Source organism: Nonomuraea sp. NPDC050153, from assembly GCF_044460125.1.
GTDB lineage: Bacteria > Actinomycetota > Actinomycetes > Streptosporangiales > Streptosporangiaceae > Nonomuraea.
This window is the reverse complement of the sequence record NZ_JBITJQ010000062.1, coordinates 1-16652: the sequence shown is the minus strand read 5'-3', so window position 1 is coordinate 16652 and position 16652 is coordinate 1. Positions and strand designations below refer to the sequence as shown.

General features: G+C 71.4%; 15 protein-coding genes. 10 read left to right on the top strand and 5 right to left on the bottom strand.

The features are described 5' to 3' along the window. Positions 1-71 precede the first annotated feature (71 nt). The 3 genes from ACIBQ1_RS60220 (at position 72) to ACIBQ1_RS60210 (ending at position 5551) form a co-directional block, all read left to right on the top strand. Complete coding sequence (locus tag ACIBQ1_RS60220) at positions 72-3515, top strand: DNRLRE domain-containing protein (RefSeq protein WP_397292433.1); 3444 nt, start codon at positions 72-74, stop codon at positions 3513-3515. Positions 3516-3571: 56 nt separating this feature from the next. Continuing rightward, positions 3572-4981 carry a GH1 family beta-glucosidase gene (locus ACIBQ1_RS60215; protein WP_397292432.1) on the top strand — a complete coding sequence of 470 codons (1410 nt, stop codon included), beginning with the start codon at positions 3572-3574 and terminating at the stop codon, positions 4979-4981. 270 nt (positions 4982-5251) lie between these two features. Further along, entirely contained in the window at positions 5252-5551 is a 300-nt protein-coding gene (locus tag ACIBQ1_RS60210) for a DUF1905 domain-containing protein (RefSeq protein ID WP_397292458.1), read from the top strand. Positions 5552-5738: 187 nt separating this feature from the next. Here the strand turns inward: ACIBQ1_RS60210 and ACIBQ1_RS60205 are convergent, their stop codons facing one another. Continuing rightward, positions 5739-6200 carry a hypothetical protein gene (locus ACIBQ1_RS60205; protein WP_397292431.1) on the bottom strand — a complete coding sequence of 154 codons (462 nt, stop codon included), beginning with the start codon at positions 6198-6200 and terminating at the stop codon, positions 5739-5741. A gap of 110 nt (positions 6201-6310) precedes the next feature. Then, a complete protein-coding gene (locus tag ACIBQ1_RS60200; protein ID WP_397292429.1) occupies positions 6311-6748 on the bottom strand; it encodes an FAD-dependent monooxygenase in 438 nt (145 codons plus the stop codon). Positions 6749-6855: 107 nt separating this feature from the next. Here ACIBQ1_RS60200 and ACIBQ1_RS60195 point away from each other — a divergent pair, with 107 nt between their 5' ends. The 4 genes from ACIBQ1_RS60195 to ACIBQ1_RS60180 are packed head-to-tail and all read left to right on the top strand — an operon-like array spanning position 6856 to position 10487. Then, complete coding sequence (locus ACIBQ1_RS60195) at positions 6856-7131, top strand: hypothetical protein (protein WP_397292427.1); 276 nt, start codon at positions 6856-6858, stop codon at positions 7129-7131. Then, positions 7118-9319, top strand: a complete 2202-nt coding sequence (locus tag ACIBQ1_RS60190; protein ID WP_397292426.1) for a hypothetical protein — start codon at positions 7118-7120, stop codon at positions 9317-9319. Before ACIBQ1_RS60195 ends, ACIBQ1_RS60190 begins: the two co-directional genes overlap by 14 nt. Positions 9320-9379: 60 nt before the next feature. Further along, on the top strand, positions 9380-10015 hold the full coding sequence (locus tag ACIBQ1_RS60185; protein WP_397292425.1) for a CGNR zinc finger domain-containing protein: 636 nt from the start codon (positions 9380-9382) through the stop codon (positions 10013-10015). Further along, entirely contained in the window at positions 10002-10487 is a 486-nt protein-coding gene (locus ACIBQ1_RS60180) for a protein-tyrosine phosphatase family protein (protein WP_397292423.1), read from the top strand. Before ACIBQ1_RS60185 ends, ACIBQ1_RS60180 begins: the two co-directional genes overlap by 14 nt. Positions 10488-10577: 90 nt before the next feature. Here the strand turns inward: ACIBQ1_RS60180 and iolG are convergent, their stop codons facing one another. Further along, positions 10578-11573: an inositol 2-dehydrogenase gene (iolG, locus tag ACIBQ1_RS60175; protein ID WP_397292422.1), complete on the bottom strand. Its 996-nt coding sequence runs from the start codon at positions 11571-11573 to the stop codon at positions 10578-10580. A gap of 152 nt (positions 11574-11725) precedes the next feature. Between iolG and ACIBQ1_RS60170 the strand changes: the two genes are divergently transcribed. After that, positions 11726-12760 carry a LacI family DNA-binding transcriptional regulator gene (locus ACIBQ1_RS60170; protein WP_397292420.1) on the top strand — a complete coding sequence of 345 codons (1035 nt, stop codon included), beginning with the start codon at positions 11726-11728 and terminating at the stop codon, positions 12758-12760. Positions 12761-12774: 14 nt separating this feature from the next. Here the strand turns inward: ACIBQ1_RS60170 and ACIBQ1_RS60165 are convergent, their stop codons facing one another. Then, a complete protein-coding gene (locus tag ACIBQ1_RS60165) occupies positions 12775-13968 on the bottom strand; it encodes an FAD-dependent oxidoreductase (protein ID WP_397292419.1) in 1194 nt (397 codons plus the stop codon). 1 nt (position 13969) lies between these two features. Then, a complete protein-coding gene (locus tag ACIBQ1_RS60160) occupies positions 13970-14524 on the bottom strand; it encodes a TetR/AcrR family transcriptional regulator (protein WP_397292418.1) in 555 nt (184 codons plus the stop codon). 745 nt (positions 14525-15269) lie between these two features. On the opposite strand from ACIBQ1_RS60160, the gene ACIBQ1_RS60155 reads away from it, so the two are divergent. Together ACIBQ1_RS60155 and ACIBQ1_RS60150 are read left to right on the top strand one after the other, a co-directional pair. Further along, entirely contained in the window at positions 15270-15812 is a 543-nt protein-coding gene (locus ACIBQ1_RS60155; RefSeq protein WP_397292417.1) for a hypothetical protein, read from the top strand. A 4-nt stretch (positions 15813-15816) separates the two neighbouring features. Then, entirely contained in the window at positions 15817-16176 is a 360-nt protein-coding gene (locus tag ACIBQ1_RS60150) for a hypothetical protein (RefSeq protein WP_397292415.1), read from the top strand. The last annotated feature ends 476 nt before the right edge of the window (positions 16177-16652 follow it).

Sequence of the window (16652 nt, the reverse complement as noted above, 5' to 3'; positions counted from 1 at the left end):
GGCACCCGCGTGGCCGGCGCGCCCCGACAAGTCGCATGGGGGCAACTCCATCGAAGAGAAAAGGCTGTGCCATGCCGTCCTCGAGCACAACCGCCGCCCGGCTCCGTGCGAGCGCCGCCGCCCTCGTCCTCACCTTCGCCACGTTGATCATGCTGGCGGCGGTGGACACGCCCGCGCACGCCGACCCCGTTCAGCCTCCGGCCAGCGTCGTCGCGCTGCTGACCCCGCAGCACCCCCGGCTCCTGGCGACCGCGCAGACGTTCTCCGCCGCCGCCCGGCGCATCGGCACCGACACCCGGCTCAAGGCCTGGTATGCCCAGGTCAAGGCCGGCGCGGACGGCGTCCTCGCCACCTCGCCGCCGACCGCCCTGTCGACCTCCGTCATCGACGAGGCGAAACGCCGCGTCTACGCCCTCGCCCTCGTCTACCGGATCACCGGCGAGACCCGGTACGCCGAACGCGCGGCGCGCGAACTCGTCGCCCTCTCCTCCGTCCCGGCCTGGGACCAGAGCCAGTTCCTGGAGGTCGGAGAGCTGTCCAACAGCGTCGCGATCGGCTACGACTGGCTCTACGACTATCTGTCGGCGAGCGACAAGGCCACGATCCGCTCCGCCATCGTCTCCAAGGCCCTGCGGCCGGCCCTCGTCCGCTACGGGTACGCCAGCAGCTTCTACACCCAGAACCACAACTGGAACCTCGTCTGCAACGCGGTCGCGCTCGGGGCGCTGGCCATCGGCGACGACCCAGCCCTGACCGCCGACGAGCGCAGCGTCGTCGACCAGGTGCTCAAGGCCGGCATCACCTCGATCCAGAACGGGATCAGCGGCTACGGCCCGGACGGCGCCAGCGGCGAGAGCCCGCAGTACTGGCAGTACGCCACCGAGTACCTCGTCGCCTACCTCGCCGCCATGAAGACCGCGACCGGCACCGACTTCGGCCTGTCCGACCTGCCCGGCCTCGCCACCACCGGCGACTACGGCATCCACGTGACCGGCGCGACCGGCCTGACCTTCAACTACGGCGACGGCGGAACCGACCTGCTCGGCGCGGTCACCCCGACCTGGCAGGCGCCGTTCATGATGTGGCTCGCCACCCGCTACGGCAAGCCGTACTACACGGCCTGGGAGGCGCGGCTCGCCGACCGCTCGGCCAGCCCGCTGGACATCCTCTGGTACGACCCGGCCGACGCCGGCGGCGCCGGCCATCCGGCGGCGACCGACGCCTTCTTCGACGGCGCCGAGATCGCCACCGCCCGCAGCGCCTGGGACGACCCCTACGCGGTCTCCGTCGCCACCAAGGGCATGCGCGCCGGGTACGACCAGATCGCCGCCCACGAGAACCTCGACGCCGGAGACTTCGTCCTCGACGCCGCGGGCGTGCGCTGGTTCGACGACCTCGGCCTCGACAGCTACAGCCTGCCGGGATACTTCGACTGGACCAAGGACACCAGCGGCCGATGGGACTACTACACGACCCGTCCCGAGGGCCAGAACACGATGCGGCTCGGCACCGGGCCCACCCCCTCCACCGCGCTGACCGCCGGCGCTCCGATCACCACCGTCAGCTCGACGCCCCAGAAGTGGTACGAGATCACCGACCTCACCGGCCTCTACGGCGGCCGGGTGCAACGCGCCCAGCGCGGCCTGCAGCTGTTCGACGACCGGCGGCAGGTGCTGCTCCAGGACGAGGTGCGGACGAGCGAACCGATCGACTACTGGTCGTTCCTGCACACCCGCGCCGACGTCGTGGTGGCCTCCGACGGACGGTCGGCCACCCTCTACCGCGGCGGACAGCGGCTCTGGGTCCAGCTGCTCACCACCGATGGGCGACTGCTCATCGGGGACTCCCGGCCCCTGCCGGACAGCCCCGACCCCACTGGCCAGAGCCGCCAGCCGGGCTCACGAACCCTCGCCATCCATCTGACCGCGGCCGGGACCACCACGGTGGCGATGCGGATGGTTCCCCTCGCCGCGGGGCAGAAGCCGCCCACCGGCACCCTGGCGGTAACCCCGCTGACCTCCTGGACGCCGGGCGCGACCGGCCCGATGGCCCTGACCGACATCATGATCAGCGCCGACCGCCTGGCCGGATTCGATCCGCAGCGCTACCGCTACGACATCACCCTGCCCGCGAACACCGCCACCGCGCCCACGGTCGTCCCCCTGACGCCGAGCGGCACCTACGCGGCCGTCACCCAGGCGACCGCGATCCCGGGCACGGCCACCATGACGACCTTCCAGCTCGACGCCGGCCACCGAAAGGTCTACGGCCCCACCTACCAGGTGCACTTCCGGCAGGCGGGAAAGACCGCCACCGCACTGCCCGTCGCGTCTGTCACCGCCAGCGCGAACGACGGCAGCCCCGCGGCCGACGCCGTCGACGGCAACATGGGCAGCCGCTGGGCCGCGGCGGGCGACGGGCAGACGCTCACTCTCGACCTCGGCGCCAAGCGCACCGTCGGCGCCGTTGCCCTCGCATTCTTCAACGGGCACGCGCGAACGTCCACCTTCGACGTCCTCACCTCCGCCAACGGCACCACCTGGAACGCGGCGCTCACGGGAGCCGTCTCCGCCGGCACGTCCGACGACGCCGAAGTCTTCTCCTTCACGGCGCGGCCGGCCCGCCACGTTCGGCTGGTCGGCCACGGAAACTCCGTCAGCAGCTACAACAGCGTCACCGAGATCCGGATCTACGCCAGGAGGTCCGACGCCCAGGCGGACGCGGCTCCCCGGCCGGTCGTTCTCGGCACCGTGACCGCATCCCCGGCCGGCCCGCCGCCCATGTCGATCGGCGACACCCTGCGGCTGAGCCTGACCGGCAAGCGGACCGACGGCCGCCCGGCCGATCTGTCCACGGCGATCATCACCTGGACCAGCAGCCATCCGGCCGTGGCCACGGTGGACGGCTCCGGCCTGGTCACCGCAGCCGGTGGCGGCAGCGCGAAAGTCGGCGCGCTGGTCATCAGCCCACCCATACTGAAGGTCGTCCGTGTGCCGGTGTCGGTGGTCGACCCGTCGCACATCGAACCGGTAGCCGACGGGTTCGTCCGCGACGGCACCTACGCCGCCACCACCTACGGCACGAGCTCCGTCCTCGAAGTACGCAACAACCCCAGCCTCGGCAGCGGATTCGACCGGGTCGCGTACCTGACCTTCCCGCTGACCGCGGTGCACGGCACGGTCGACTCGGCCACCCTGCACGTCTACGGCTCGACCAGCGACGCTGCGGGCGCGACCGACGCCGTCCACGCGGTCACCGACGCGACCTGGAGCGAGGCCACGCTGACCTGGAACACCCGGCCGCCGCTGGGCGCCGGCCTCGGCACGTTCACGCTCGGCACCACCACGTCCTGGCACACCGTCGACGTGACCGCGTTCGTCCAGGCCCAGCTCGCGGCCGGGCAGGACGTCAGCCTCGCGATCACGTCCACCGCCACGGCGTACGGGCCGTTCACCTCCTTCTCCAGCAAGGAAGCGATCGACAACCGCCCCTACCTGGAACTGACGCTGTCCTGACCGGCGCGACGGCGCCGGTCACCTGGCCGGCGCCGTCCTCACCCGAGAGGTCCTCCGTGTCCGAAGTAACCTTCCCCCAAGGCTTCCTGTGGGGTGCCGCGACCGCGGCGTACCAGGTCGAAGGCGCCGTCGCCGAGGACGGCCGCACCGCCTCGATCTGGGACACCTTCAGCCACACCCCGGGACGCGTGCTCGACGGCGACACCGGCGACGTCGCTTGCGACCACTACCACCGGTACGCCGACGACGTCGCCCTCATGGCCCGGCTGGGCCTGGGCGCGTACCGGTTCTCCGTCTCCTGGCCCCGGGTGCAGCCCGGCGGCCGGGGCCAGGCCAACCAGCGCGGGCTCGACTTCTACCGGCGGCTCACCGACGAGCTGCTGGACCGGGGGATCGAGCCGTGGGTCACGCTCTACCACTGGGACCTGCCGCAGGAACTCGAAGACGCCGGAGGGTGGCCCGCCCGGGACACCGCCGCTCGCTTCGCCGAATACGCCGCACTCGTCCACGGAGCGTTGGGCGACCGCGTCCGCCACTGGATCACGCTCAACGAACCGTGGTGCGCCGCCTTCCTCGGCTATGCCCACGGCCGGCACGCGCCCGGCCGCAGCGACGGCGCCGCCGCGCTGGCCGCATCACATCACCTGCTGCTCGGTCACGGCCTGGCCACCCGGGCGATCCGGGCCGCCGACCCGGCTGCCGCCATCGGCACCACGCTCAACGTGCAGTCGTTCATCGCGTACTCGGACAGCCCGGCCGACAGTGAGGCGCTGCGCCGCGTCGACGGCATCGGCAACCGGATCTTCCTCGATCCGCTGCTGCGTGCCGAATACCCGGCCGACGTCGCCACCGACATCGCGCACCTGACCGACCTGTCCTTCATCCACCCCGGCGACCTGGCGACCATCGCCGCGCCGATCGACTTCCTCGGCCTCAACTACTACAACCCCCTCGTGGTCGCCGCGTCCGTCGACGGCCGGCCCAGCGCCGGCGCGGCCTGGCCGGGCTGCGAGGACGTCAGCTTCGTCCGCCGCGGCTTTCCGGTCACCCAGATGGGCTGGGAGGTCGACCCGGCCGGACTCACCGCGCTGCTGCGCCGCGTCACCGAGGATTACGGACCGATTCCGCTCTACATCACCGAGAACGGCGCGGCCTACCCCGACACAGTCGAGGCCGACGGCGGCGTGCGCGACCAGGACCGTATCGACTACTACGCGCAGCACCTGCACGCCTGCCTGGAAGCGATCCGCGCCGGCGCGCCGCTACAGGGCTACTTCGCGTGGTCCCTGATGGACAACTTCGAATGGGGTTGGGGATACTCCCGTCGCTTCGGCCTCCTCCACGTCGACTACACCACCCAGCAGCGCACGATCAAGAACAGCGGTCATTGGTACGCCGAAGTGATCCGCCGCAACGCACTGCCGCAAGCGACGCATCTGAGCGGTTGCTCAAATCGGGAGAGCTGAAGGTCCAGCGTGCCTATCGAACCCGCAGGGCCTCGCGCCCGGCCTCTCCGGGTGCCGCGGCCGCACCCAGACGGACGGCACTCCAGCGGCGGGAGGGCCGAGCGCGGACAGCCGCGCGGCCGGCTCGACCGCCAACCGCGTCTCGCCGCGGTACTACCGGCCGGGCGGCGCCGTCTGGGCGGCTCGCCGGTCCACGGTCCTGATCACCATTCATAGGAGGCGGCGATATGCCCCAGGTATGTCGGACCCGCGTGCCATGCTGTGCCGGTGATGGTCGACTTCGATGCCGAGCTGTGGATCTGGGATGCCCGGCGGGATGACAGCTGGACCTTCGTCAGCCTGCCTGTCGAGGAGTCCGAGGAGATTCAGGACATGACCGGCGGGCCGCGGCGTGGGTTCGGTTCGCTGCGGGTGCGGGTCACGATCGGCGGGACCAGCTGGAAGACCTCCATCTTTCCGGACAAGGGGCGCGGTTGCTACGCGCTGCCGATCAAGCGGGCCGTGCGCGAGGCCGAAGGGCTCGGCGCGGGTGACGTGGCGAGCGTGACGATCGAGCTCCTCGACGTCTGATCACCCCGGCGACGCCGTGCACTCGCGCGCCACCCGGGCCGGCGGTCAGGTCGCGGAGGGGCTGCGGTGGGCGGAGAGGAAGTCCCACAGGATCCGGGAGGCGCCGGGTAGCCGAGCTGACCGGCCTCAACCCCGCCGGCAGGCGGCCGACATTGGCCGGTTTCGTCGCCGGCGCAATGGTGTTCGGCTATCGGCCCGCCGCTCGGCGAACTCGAACCCCGATGAGCAACAGCGGCACCGCACTTCCGAAACCGGTCATCAGCAGGAAACACCACACCAGCCACGGAAGCCTTCCCTCCCCTCCCCCGCAGTCGAGGAGATCCGAGAACGTCATGAATGCCCAGTGAAGCGCGACGACCGCCGCGACGAGTGCCGCCAGCAGCCCCATCACCGTCCCGGGCCACCGCTTCGACCAGGCGGCGACCGCCCCGGACGCCAGGATGCTCACCATGGGAAGAACGTTGAAGGCCAGAAAGCTCTCTTCGGAGGACGCGAACCGCTGCCGAAAATCGAGCCAGATGTCACGCACACTGACCCACAGTTTCGCCAGACCCGATGGAAGCGGACCATAACCCGCGCAGCCCACCGCGCCGGCACTCTCGAAAAGCGCCGGCAGCCATAAGCCCAGGAAGCTGAGCAGGCTGACCACGAACGCGGCCAGCCACCATCGAAGATGACGCCACCGAGGCATTGCCCGCCTTCCCGGAAGGGATGATCAACGGCAGCCATTGTTCCAGCCGGCCGGCTGCGTCAGTGACGTTAACGGGCCCGCAGCCGGGTGCCGGCCAGGTCGATCGTCACGCCGGAGGCGTCCTGCGAGACGCCCGTCACCTTCTGGCCGCGGCGGATGTCCACCCCGAGCTCGTGTGCCCGTTCGATGAGCACGCGTTCGAGCACCGCCTGAGGAACGACCAGGCCGTGCAGGGGGTTGTCCTGGAGCCGGCTCAGATCGAGCTGGATCGCGCCGAAGGAGAAGCCCGGCATCGGAACCGGCGGCGATGCGCCGCCGAGGCCTTCCAGCAGCCCGCGGCGGTCCATGAGCTCGACGGCCTGCCCGACCAGGCCGTTCGCCTTGGGCGCCTGGCTCGGCTCGGGGAGTTGGTCGAGCAGGACGGGCTCGGCGCCGGCCAGGCTGAGCTCGCAGGCCAGCATCAAACCGGTCGGACCCGCGCCGATGACGGCGACGTCGATGGTCATGGTGAAGCCTCACTTGTTCTCGTGGTGGGGCGGACAGGCCACCGGGTCGCCCGCTTCTTCTGCTCTCTGAGCCCCGCGTCGTCGCTCACCCTCACCATGACAGGAATTTGCTGGATCAGCAATATTTCGCGATCAGCAAATTCTTCTCCGCGCAGCCGGTTGGTGCTGAACTGCTTGCCCCAGGTGCTGCCGGTCCATTGCGGGGTGGTTCGGCACGTCCTGAGGTGGTCGGCCGCCTCTCGACCCGTGCCCGCGGGCTACCTGTCCACGGCGAACGCCACCTCGAACGACCGCAGGAACACCATCTGGCACTGGTTCTGACGGCCAAATGGGAGGCGCCGCCGGGCGCGTTCTGGAAGCCTGCCACGGATGACCACGAATGACCTCGACGAAGCGCTGACCGAGCTGAGGAAGCCCAGCGGGCGGGAGGCGTACCTGCGCGCGTTCAGCACCCTGCTGCACAGCGAGGACGCCGACGCCGTGTGCGCCGCCCTGGACGACTACCGGCATGAGGAGGCGCTCACCCGGTTCGGCGGGAGCAATCCGCTCGAACCGTTCGCCAACGAGGTGCTCTTCGTCGCGCGGGACCTGCTCAGCCGGCCCGCCGCGCCGGACGTCCACGCCAGCGCCCTCAACGTGCTGGGGAACCTCGCCGAGTGCGAGGACGTGGACCTGATCGCCGACGCCCTCGACGCCGCCACGGACGCGGACGTGCTGGCGAACGGCCTGTCCGCGGCCACCGCTGCCCTGATGGACGAACTCGGGCCGAACCCGAGGCTGCTCGCGATGATCATCGCCATGGTCCTCGACGAAACCCTCGACGTGGACACGCGGTGCGAAGCCCTCTCGGCCCTGGACCAGGTCGACGCCCCCGAGGTCGACGACCTGCTCGTCCGCGCGAGCGAGTCGGGCGAGCAGGCTCTGCAGATCAGCGCCGCGATCCGGCTCTCGATGCCGGGCCGGATCAGGGCGCACCGCGAGCGGGTCGAACGGCTCGTGGCGTCCTGGCCGGAGAACATGGGGCGCGACGCGCGGGCCGTGCGCGAGAACCTCGAGGGCTTCCACAGCCTGCACTGGGCCGGCGCCGAGCCGGCCGACCCGGAGTTGCGCGGCGCTCATTGGGAGCTGCGCTTCCCGATCGACGACGAGACCTGCCTCCAGGCGTTCCTGACGTTGCTCCGCAGCGACGACACGGTGGCCGTGGGGATCGCGCTCGACCACTACCAGCACTGGCAGGGGCTGCGCCGGGTGCTCCGCGACGAGACGTCCGCCGGGCGCCACCTGCCCGAGGTGCTCGCCCGCGCCCGCGAGGAGCTGCGGCGACCGCCCTCGCCCGCCGAGCTGAGCCCCGGGCACGGGCAGGCCGCCAACCACGTCAGTGCCCTCAACGTGATCGGAAGGGCCCACGCCACGCCATCGGACGCGGACCTGGTGGTGGACGTCCTCGAGCGGGCGGCCACGGACCGGGTTCGCGACGATGCGGTCTGGATGGCGTACGGCGTGCTCGACGAGGCGGAGGTGAAGGACCGGCGGTTGGTCGACGCCCTGAGCGACCTGCTGTTCGTCCCCGCGCCCCGCTTCACCTCGGTGAAGGAGCAGGCGATCCGCGTCCTGTCCGAGGCGCTCGGGCCGGAGGCCGACGACGTGCTGCTGCGCCTGGTGCGCGGCGACGACGCGCCGGCCCAGGCGCACGCGGTCTACTACCTGGTCAGGTCGGGAGGTCTCGACAGGTACCGCGACCTGCTGGTGGAGGTCGCCGAGAGCTGGGGCGGGCGCCCGCCCGCGTATCCGTGGGGCGAGGACGTCGCCGAGACGGTGCTCGGCAAGCTGCACAGCCGCTTTTGGGAGGGGCTCCGGCTCGCCGGCCCCGACCTGCACCGCGCCCACCGGGAGCTGCGGGCCCCCACCTCGGCCGAGGCGTGCCACCGCGCCCTGCGCACCCTGCTCGCCGGCGGCGACCAGGTGGCCGTGGGGATCGCCCTGGACCACTGGTGGCACCCGGACGGGATCGCGCGGCACTTCGGCGAGGAGGCCAGGAACGCCGAGGCGCCGCTCGTCCTCGACCGCGTCAGGGAGGCGCTCCGGCAGCCGCCGTCACCGGCCGATCTCAGCCCCGACACCGGCCTCGGGGCCAACCACCTGAGCGCGTTGAGCGCCCTGCGGGCCGCCGGGGTGCGTGACGAGCCGCTGCTCGCCGACGTCCTGGAAGGGGCCGCGAACGACTGGATCCGCGACACCGCCCTGAGGCTCGCGTCGTCGTGGTTCGAGGACGCGGAGGAGGCGGACCCGCGGCTCGTGGCCGCGCTGGGGAACGTCGCGTGCGACCGCGCCCTTCCGCTCGGCGACCGCCTCGCCGCCGTCGGCGTGCTGGACGGGGCTCCCGGCTCGGTTCCCGTGCTGGTGCGCGTGACGGGGTGCCCCGAGGTGGAGATCCAGGCGGCCGCCGTCTACGGGCTGCTGTACGACGAGGTGATCGGCGAGCACCGCGACCTGATCGAGCGGCTGGACGCGGGCTGGCCCGTGGCGGAGGCCCCATGGGAGGTCCGGCGCGTCCGCGACGCTCTGGAGTGAGATCCAGCGACTGTAAGGGCTATAGTCTTGTTTTATCGGTTACGGGGAAGCGGGTGAGGCATGCGGATCTCCATCACCGACTATGCGGTGGGCGCGGCGCTGGCCGGAGACCTGGCCAACACCTCGCCCACCGTGCGGACCATGGCGGGGGAGGCCCTGCCGACGCCCGAAGCGTTGTCGCGGTTCCTCGCGGAGCGCGGGCTGCGGCTCGACGCCCTGGCGGATGGACAGGTGGATGGGCGGGCGGACGGGCGGCTGCCGACCGGCGACGACGTGCGCGAGGTCCAGCTGCTGCGCCGGGAGGCGCGTGGCGTGGTGGAGACCGAGACGGAGGAGCAGGCCGTCGCGGGCGCCGCCGTACTGGCCGGGCGGGCTGGTCTCAGTCCGGTGCTGGACCGCGACGCCGGCGGGCGATGGCAGTGGTACGTGCCGACCGCGCCCGGAGCGTCCCTGGCGGAGGAGCTGGCCGCGGTCATCGGCGTCGGGCTGCTCGGCGCCGTCCGCGCCCTCGGCCACGGGCGGTTCCGCGCCTGCGTGGCCCCGGGCTGCCGCGGCGTGTTCGTCGACACCAGTCGCGGGGGGCGCCGCGTCTACTGCATGCCTGAGCTGTGCGGCAACCGGCTCAACGTCGCCAATCACCGCGCACGCAACCGGCTCCCTGTGAGGACAGAAGGAGACCTTCATGCGAGACCCTGAGGACGGCGCGGTGCTCGTCGGCGCCTTCCGGCTCCCGGACGGCTCCTGGATCCGGGGGCGCGGGCTGCGCCATCCGCTGCCGGCGGGGCCGACGCCCGACTTCGGCCTGTACCTGGGCTCCGGCCGGCTCCGCCGCCGCCACGAGAGCGAGCTGCGCTGGCCCCACGAGTGGATCCGGTGGCCCGACTTCCTGCTGCCCACTGACCACGACCTGGCCGTGCGGCAGATTTGCGCGCTGCACGAGCGGGCGCGGGCGGGCGCCGCGGTGGAGGTCGCGTGCGGGGGCGGCGTCGGGCGTACCGGCACGGTCATCGCCTGCCTCGCCGTCCTGGCCGGCGCCGACCCGGCCGACGCCGTCACCTGGACGCGCGAGCACCACCACCATCGGGCCGTCGAGACCCCGTGGCAGCGCCGCTGGGTGCTGCGTTTCCGCTCGGATGACCAGGGCGCCGATCCCGCGACCCCGCGCTGAGCCGAGCGAGCCCGGCCTCGCCGCCGGCGCGGAGCGCGGAGACGACCACCCGGCCGATCGGCGCCGTCGACGGCAGGCCCCGGCGGACGGTCACGTCCCCACCTTCACGGTCGTCCCGGTGCGCAGGCTCTCGCTCGCGGCCTCCGCCAGGACGAGCGCGGCCTGGCCGTCGTCGAAGCCCGGGGAGGGCACGGCGCCGCTCTCCACCGCCGTCACGAAGTGGTCCATCTCCGCGCGGTAGGCCGGGGTGTACCTGTCGAGGAAGAAGTTGAAGTACGGCGCGGCCACCTCGGTCCTGTCGGCTCCGGAGAACCGGACGCTGGTCGGAAGCTGGTTGGCCGCCGACAGCATCCCCAGCTCGCCGAACGCTTCGAGGCGCTGGTCGTAGCCGAACGCGCAGCGGCGCGAGTTCGTGATCGACGCGAGGGCCCCCTGCGCGCCCCGCAGGACGACGACCGCGCCGTCGATGTCACCGGCCGCGGCGATCTCGTCCGAGACGAGGTTGGCCCCGGTCGCGGTCACCTCCACGACCTCCCCGAGGAAGAACCGGGCCATGTCGAAGTCGTGGATCGTCATGTCCCGGAACAGCCCGCCGGAGGTCGCGACGTACGCGGCCGGCGGCGGCGCCGGGTCGCGGCTGATGATCACGAGCTGCTCCAGCGCGCCGACCTCGCCCGCCGCGACCCGGGCGCGGATGTCCCGGAACGACGGGTCGAAGCGCCGGTTGAAGCCCACCATGACCCGGTCCGCCAGCTCGCCGATCTCCGAACGGCAGGACTCCACCCGGGCCAGGTCGAGGTCGATCGGCTTCTCGCACAGCACCGCCTTGCCCGCCCGCACGGCCCGCGTCAGCAGGTCGACATGCGTCGGGGTCGGCGAGGCGACGACGACGGCGTCGATCGACGGGTCCCCGAGCACCGCGCCGGGGTCCGTCCCCCACGCTGTCCCGTACCGGGCCCCGACCTCGTGCGCCGCAGACTCGACCGGATCGCAGACCCGGACGAGCTCCGCCCGCGGGTGCACGTCGATCGAGTCCGCGTGCACCCGGCCGATCCGCCCGCAACCGATCAGCCCCAGCCTCACCATGACTCGCTCCTTTGCAGCAAGAGGGCACTTAGATCGGTCTAAGTCCCTCGGTGCGGCCTAGTGTGGTTCGGGTTGCCCTCTCCGTCAAGGGGTGATTTAGATCGGTCTAAGTTTGGCTTTCGAACCGGTCTGAGCGTCGCTACGCTGACGCCATGACGGTCGCCGAACACAACCCGGGGCGAGGCCGCGTCACGCTGGCCGACGTCGCCGCGCGCGCGGGTGTCTCCAAAGCCCTCGCGTCGATGGTGATCCGTGAGGTTCCCGGGCCCAGCGCGGCCTCACGCGAGGCCGTCCTGCGTGCCGCGGCCGAGATGGGATACCGGCCGGACCCGACGGCCCAGCTGTTGCGCAAGCACCGGTCACGGCTGATCGGGGTGCTCTTCGACCCGGGCGACCCCTTCCACGCCGATCTGCTGGAGGCGCTGTATCCGGCGGCCGAGCGGTCCGGCTACGAGGTCGTCCTCGGGGCCAGGGTGGCGACCCGTTCGGAGTCCCGTGCCGTCGACGGGCTGATCGCCTCCCGGTGCGAGGCCCTGCTCCTCATCGGCACGGAGGCCCCCGCCGCGCAGCTGCGTACGATGGGCGAGCGACTGCCGGTCACCGTCGTCTGCCGGCGCGGCGACCGGGCGGGGGTGGACGCGGTCCGGGCCGCCGACGAGGCCGGCGCCGAGGCCGCCGTGGAGCTGCTGCTGGGGCTCGGCCACCGCAGGATCCGGCTGGTCGACGGCGGCCGGCACCCGGGCGCCACCGAACGGCGGCGCGGCTACCGCAACGCCATGCGCCGCCATCGGCTCACGGTCGACGTGGTCCCCGGCGACCACACCGAGGAGTCCGGCGTCCTCGCCGCGCGGGCGCTCCTGCGGGACCGCGGTGGCGTGACCGCCGTTCTGGCCGGCAACGATCGTTGCGCCGTGGGCGTGCTGGACACCCTGCGGCGAGCCGGCGTCGACGTCCCGGGAGAGATGTCCGTCGTCGGTTACGACGACTCCAGGCTCGCGCGGATGACCCACGTCAACCTCACGACCGTGGCCCAGGACCCGCTCGAACTGGCCCGCCTCGCGGTCGACTCCGTCGTCGGCCGGCTCGACGGAAAGTCGGCCCACCCGCCACGCGAGCTGCTCATCGACCCCCACCTGGTGGTACGCGGGACGACAGGCCCACCGCCCGAGAGCAGCACGGGAGGCTGATGGGCCCGGCGCGATCAGGCGGCGAGGTGCTCCGGGCGGGCGCCGAGGCCGATGAAGCGACCCATGAGGTGGCGCAGCGGCGGCAGCGCCCGGAACGCCCTGAAGATCGGTGGCACGTGCTGTGTCGTGTCGTCGTGCAGTTCCTTGGGATAGAGGTCCCGCAGGATCCCGAGCTGGAACGCCTGGGTCACCCGCGCGGCGCGCTCCCTGCGGGCCTGCACCCGGGCCAGGTCGGCTTCCTCGGGGATGCCGCCTCGGGCGAGAACGGGTCCCAGCAGGTTGGCGGTGGCCACCGCGTCCTGCACCGCCAGGTTGATGCCCACGCCGCCCGCGGGCGACATGGCGTGGGCGGCGTCACCGATGCACAGCAGCCCCGGCCGATGCCACAGGGGCAGCCGGTCCACCCGCACGGTCAGCTGGTGCACCGCCTCCCAGTCGTCGATCTCCTGCACGCGGTCGCGCAGAGCGGGCGCCAGGCCCGCCACCCGTTCCCGGAACGCCGCCAGCCCGGCCGCCTTGAGCTCGTCGAAGGCGGCAGCCGGGATCGCGTAGGCGATCTGCCAGTAGTCGCCACGGTCGATGGAGATCAACGCTCCCTTGCCGCCCTGGAAGAACGGCACCCGATCCGGTGCCCGGCGGGGCAGGCGGAACCACAGCACGTCCATGGGCGGCGAGTCGCCCACGGGCGCCAGGTCCGCCCGCGCACGTACGGTGGAGTGGCGGCCGTCCGCCCCGATCACCAGATCGGCCCGCACCTCCACGGGACCGTCCTCGGTGTCGGCCAGGACGCCTGTCACCCGCCCGTGCCCGGAGCGGAGCCCGGTCGCCCGGGCGCGGCGCAGGAGGCGGAAGGAGGGGTAGGCCGCGGCCTTGCCGGCCAGGAAGTCCAGCACGTCCCACTGCGGCATGAACGCGATGTAGGGGCAGCGCACCTTCAACCGGCTGAAGTCGGCGAAGGTGACGTCCCGGCCGCCCATGTTGACCGTGATCTCGGGCATCCTGGTGTGCGGGAGGCTGAGGAACTCCTCGATCCACCCCAGCTCGGCGATCAGTTCCAGCGTGGAGGGATGGACGGTGTCGCCGCGGAAGTCCCGCAGGAAGTCCGCGTGCTTCTCCAGCACGACCACCTCCACGCCCTGGCGGGCCAGCAGCAGCCCGGCCATCATTCCCGCCGGACCTCCGCCGACGACACAACACTGTGCGCGCATCTCATCCCTCTTCCGGAAACAGCAGCCCGACCAGGGCCGCGATGTCGACGGGGGTGCCCATCCGCCGGTTGACGGCCACCGTGGCGAACAACGTCCTGGCGGCCGTGGCGGTGTCGTGCGCGCGAAGCTCGCCGGCGGCGACCCGCTCGGCCAGGAACTCGCCGATCAGCTCATGGCCTTCGCTCACCAGCGACGCCAGCGGCGCGCGGGCCCGGGCGGCGCTGAAGAACACCGCCATCAGCTCGGCGTGCTCGGCCAGCAGCCGATCGAACGCCTCCAGCAACCCGGTCAGCACCTCGGTGGCCGGGCGCGCGTCGGGACGCTCCGCCCGCAACTCCCGCAGCCGGGGCAGGAAACCCCGCTCCGACAGCAGCGTCTCCACCATCGCCTCTTTGCTGTCGAAGTAGCGGTACAGCAGGCCGGGCGTCACTCCGGCCGCCTGCGCCACATCCTTGACCGTGGCGCCGTCCACGCCCTTGTCCGCGAACACCCTCAGGGCCGCGTCCAGCAGCTGCTCCCGGCGCCATGCCGCCTGCTCGCTTCGCGTCCTGGCCATTGCCCCACACCTCGTTGAGTAAACGTTTATTCAACATAGCACGGGCTTGACCCTGACGCAGGATCTTCCCTCACAGATTCGACTCCTGCCGGGGCCATCCTGCATCAGCCAAGACTCCCGTTTGGCCTGCGGTAACGGCGGTTCACGCACATTCAGCGTGTGCCACTGCGTGCCAGTTGAGGCCCGTGAGCGCCGCTGGCTGCGGAATGTACGCGGAATGATCTTGCTGTCCGCATCCCTTGCATGCACGGCCATAGCGACATGATGGGGGCGGCTGACGCGGGCCGCCCACGACAGCCTCAGCGCGGCGCACCTTGGGGTGCCGCGCCTGTCGGAGCGCGCCCGCACACGCACCTGACGGACCTTGCGGGCCCGGTCGCCTGGCACGAGGTCGGCCCAGGTCGGCGCGGGCGGTAACGGCGGGTAGGTGATCATTGCTCCTCCTCGCTGGCAGCGGTGGTGGTGGTGGAGTCTGGGTCTCACCTGGACGATCCGCGCTCTGGTCCAACCCATACCGGACAAGCCCGGCAAGGTGTTCGTGCCGTTCCACTCCAGCACCGACCCCCTGAACCCGCAGAGGATGCCCGAGAGCGCTGACCGGCTCGTCACGGACATCGACGGGTTCGAGGTGTCTGTTCGCCCGTCCCCGGATCGGAGTCCAGCGTGAGCTACAATCCGGACCTGCTGACCACGCACGCGCTGCTCGCCCGCTGGGACTTCGCCCGCACTGGTCCGCGCCCACCTCGTGTTCACGCTGAGACGCGACGCCTGGACCATCCGCGTCACGTTCGAGGGCGACGAGCCGAAGACTGCGGAACTGCTGCGGCCGGGCACCGTCACGCCCGCCACCATCGACATGATCACGGTCGGACGGTGGCTGAAGACGAGTCGCGTCGACATGGCCCTGCACGCGGTGGGGGACCGGGTCACGGTCGCCGGCCGGGTGCGGACCGTCGTCGGGTTCGAGCTGGAGGAGCGGCCCCCGGCCGCTGGTCCGTGGCGGTTCCGGTTGGCCGTCGTGTACGACGACGGCGTGGATGGTGCCCCCACCCCGGCCAGCGCCGCCAAGCTCGACCCGGCCCCGGCTGCGGCGGGGGAGTGCAAGGGCTGGCTGTGCGGCGACGTCGGCACGGTGATGTGCCTGACCCGCGAGTACACCCGCCACGACAGCACGCCGCTGGAGCGGAAGGCGCTGTGCGAGTACCACGCCGAGTACGGGGACCGGCGGCTGATCGTCGTCCGGGTCCTGCACGAGATCCCCACCCACGTCGTCACTGAGGAGGTCTGAGCTGATGACCGTGATCCCTGAACTGCCCGAACTGCCTGGCACGGGGGGCTACCGCACCACGCGGCATCTGCCGCCCGAAGTGCTGAACAGCCCGCCGTACGTCCGGCCTGGCGCCACTCACACCTATCCGACGACGGTCAGCACCTTGGCGCAGTCATGGCGGGCCGAGCAGGTGCTGACCACGGTGACCATCGTCCACGTCGAGGGCTGCCACAAGCTCGCGCAAGCCCGGCTGGCGTTCTGCCGCTGGAACTTGACATGTCATCCTTCTGCAGACTCGGCCGACTGCGGCGACTCGGAAACGGTGGATTCCAGGTCAGGGCGCACAGCATGCCACCAGGAGGTGCGAGTGGTCACTATGTAGTCTTCGCCGCCGTAGAGAGATTCGTATCGGATCTCCAGATCTACGCGTTGCTCGATTAGGTCTCGAAACGCAGTGTGCTCTGCCGGGTTATAGGCATCCAGGCTCAACAGATAGTCGATGTACCCCGGGGGGACCCCCATGCGGTCGGCGAGTGCGGTGGCGCGTGGACGAGGTGTTATGCCTGCACGCACATGACGAGATGTCGCCCTGTTCCATGGGCCCAGATCCTCTTCATCCAGCCAGACCCGGGTGCCTGTGACGATGGCAGGACCAAGTCCGGTATTCGTGAGCCAGATGCCCGATTTTGCCCCTGGGACAGTCTTGAGCCATAACTGGAGAAGGGGGCGAACGCTATGACGGCTATGCAGTCGAGCCGCTCTTAGAGCCTGCTGACGAACGGATTTGGTGACGGGTTCGAGTCAGAAGACCGTCGGGGTGTGGTCATTTTCAGGCTGTTGACCTGTGAATGGGAGTGG

Excerpts from the sequence above, each read along its gene's own strand:
- ACIBQ1_RS60220 (WP_397292433.1), top strand. The coding sequence starts at position 72 with ATGCCGTCCTCGAGCACAACCGCCGCCCGGCTCCGTGCGAGCGCCGCC.
- ACIBQ1_RS60210 (WP_397292458.1), top strand. The coding sequence starts at position 5,252 with ATGGTCGACTTCGATGCCGAGCTGTGGATCTGGGATGCCCGGCGGGAT.
- ACIBQ1_RS60200 (WP_397292429.1), bottom strand. The coding sequence starts at position 6,748 with ATGACCATCGACGTCGCCGTCATCGGCGCGGGTCCGACCGGTTTGATG.
- ACIBQ1_RS60190 (WP_397292426.1), top strand. The coding sequence starts at position 7,118 with ATGACCACGAATGACCTCGACGAAGCGCTGACCGAGCTGAGGAAGCCC.
- ACIBQ1_RS60185 (WP_397292425.1), top strand. The coding sequence starts at position 9,380 with ATGCGGATCTCCATCACCGACTATGCGGTGGGCGCGGCGCTGGCCGGA.
- ACIBQ1_RS60180 (WP_397292423.1), top strand. The coding sequence starts at position 10,002 with ATGCGAGACCCTGAGGACGGCGCGGTGCTCGTCGGCGCCTTCCGGCTC.
- iolG (WP_397292422.1), bottom strand. The coding sequence starts at position 11,573 with ATGGTGAGGCTGGGGCTGATCGGTTGCGGGCGGATCGGCCGGGTGCAC.
- ACIBQ1_RS60170 (WP_397292420.1), top strand. The coding sequence starts at position 11,726 with ATGACGGTCGCCGAACACAACCCGGGGCGAGGCCGCGTCACGCTGGCC.
- ACIBQ1_RS60165 (WP_397292419.1), bottom strand. The coding sequence starts at position 13,968 with ATGCGCGCACAGTGTTGTGTCGTCGGCGGAGGTCCGGCGGGAATGATG.
- ACIBQ1_RS60160 (WP_397292418.1), bottom strand. The coding sequence starts at position 14,524 with ATGGCCAGGACGCGAAGCGAGCAGGCGGCATGGCGCCGGGAGCAGCTG.
- ACIBQ1_RS60150 (WP_397292415.1), top strand. The coding sequence starts at position 15,817 with ATGACCGTGATCCCTGAACTGCCCGAACTGCCTGGCACGGGGGGCTAC.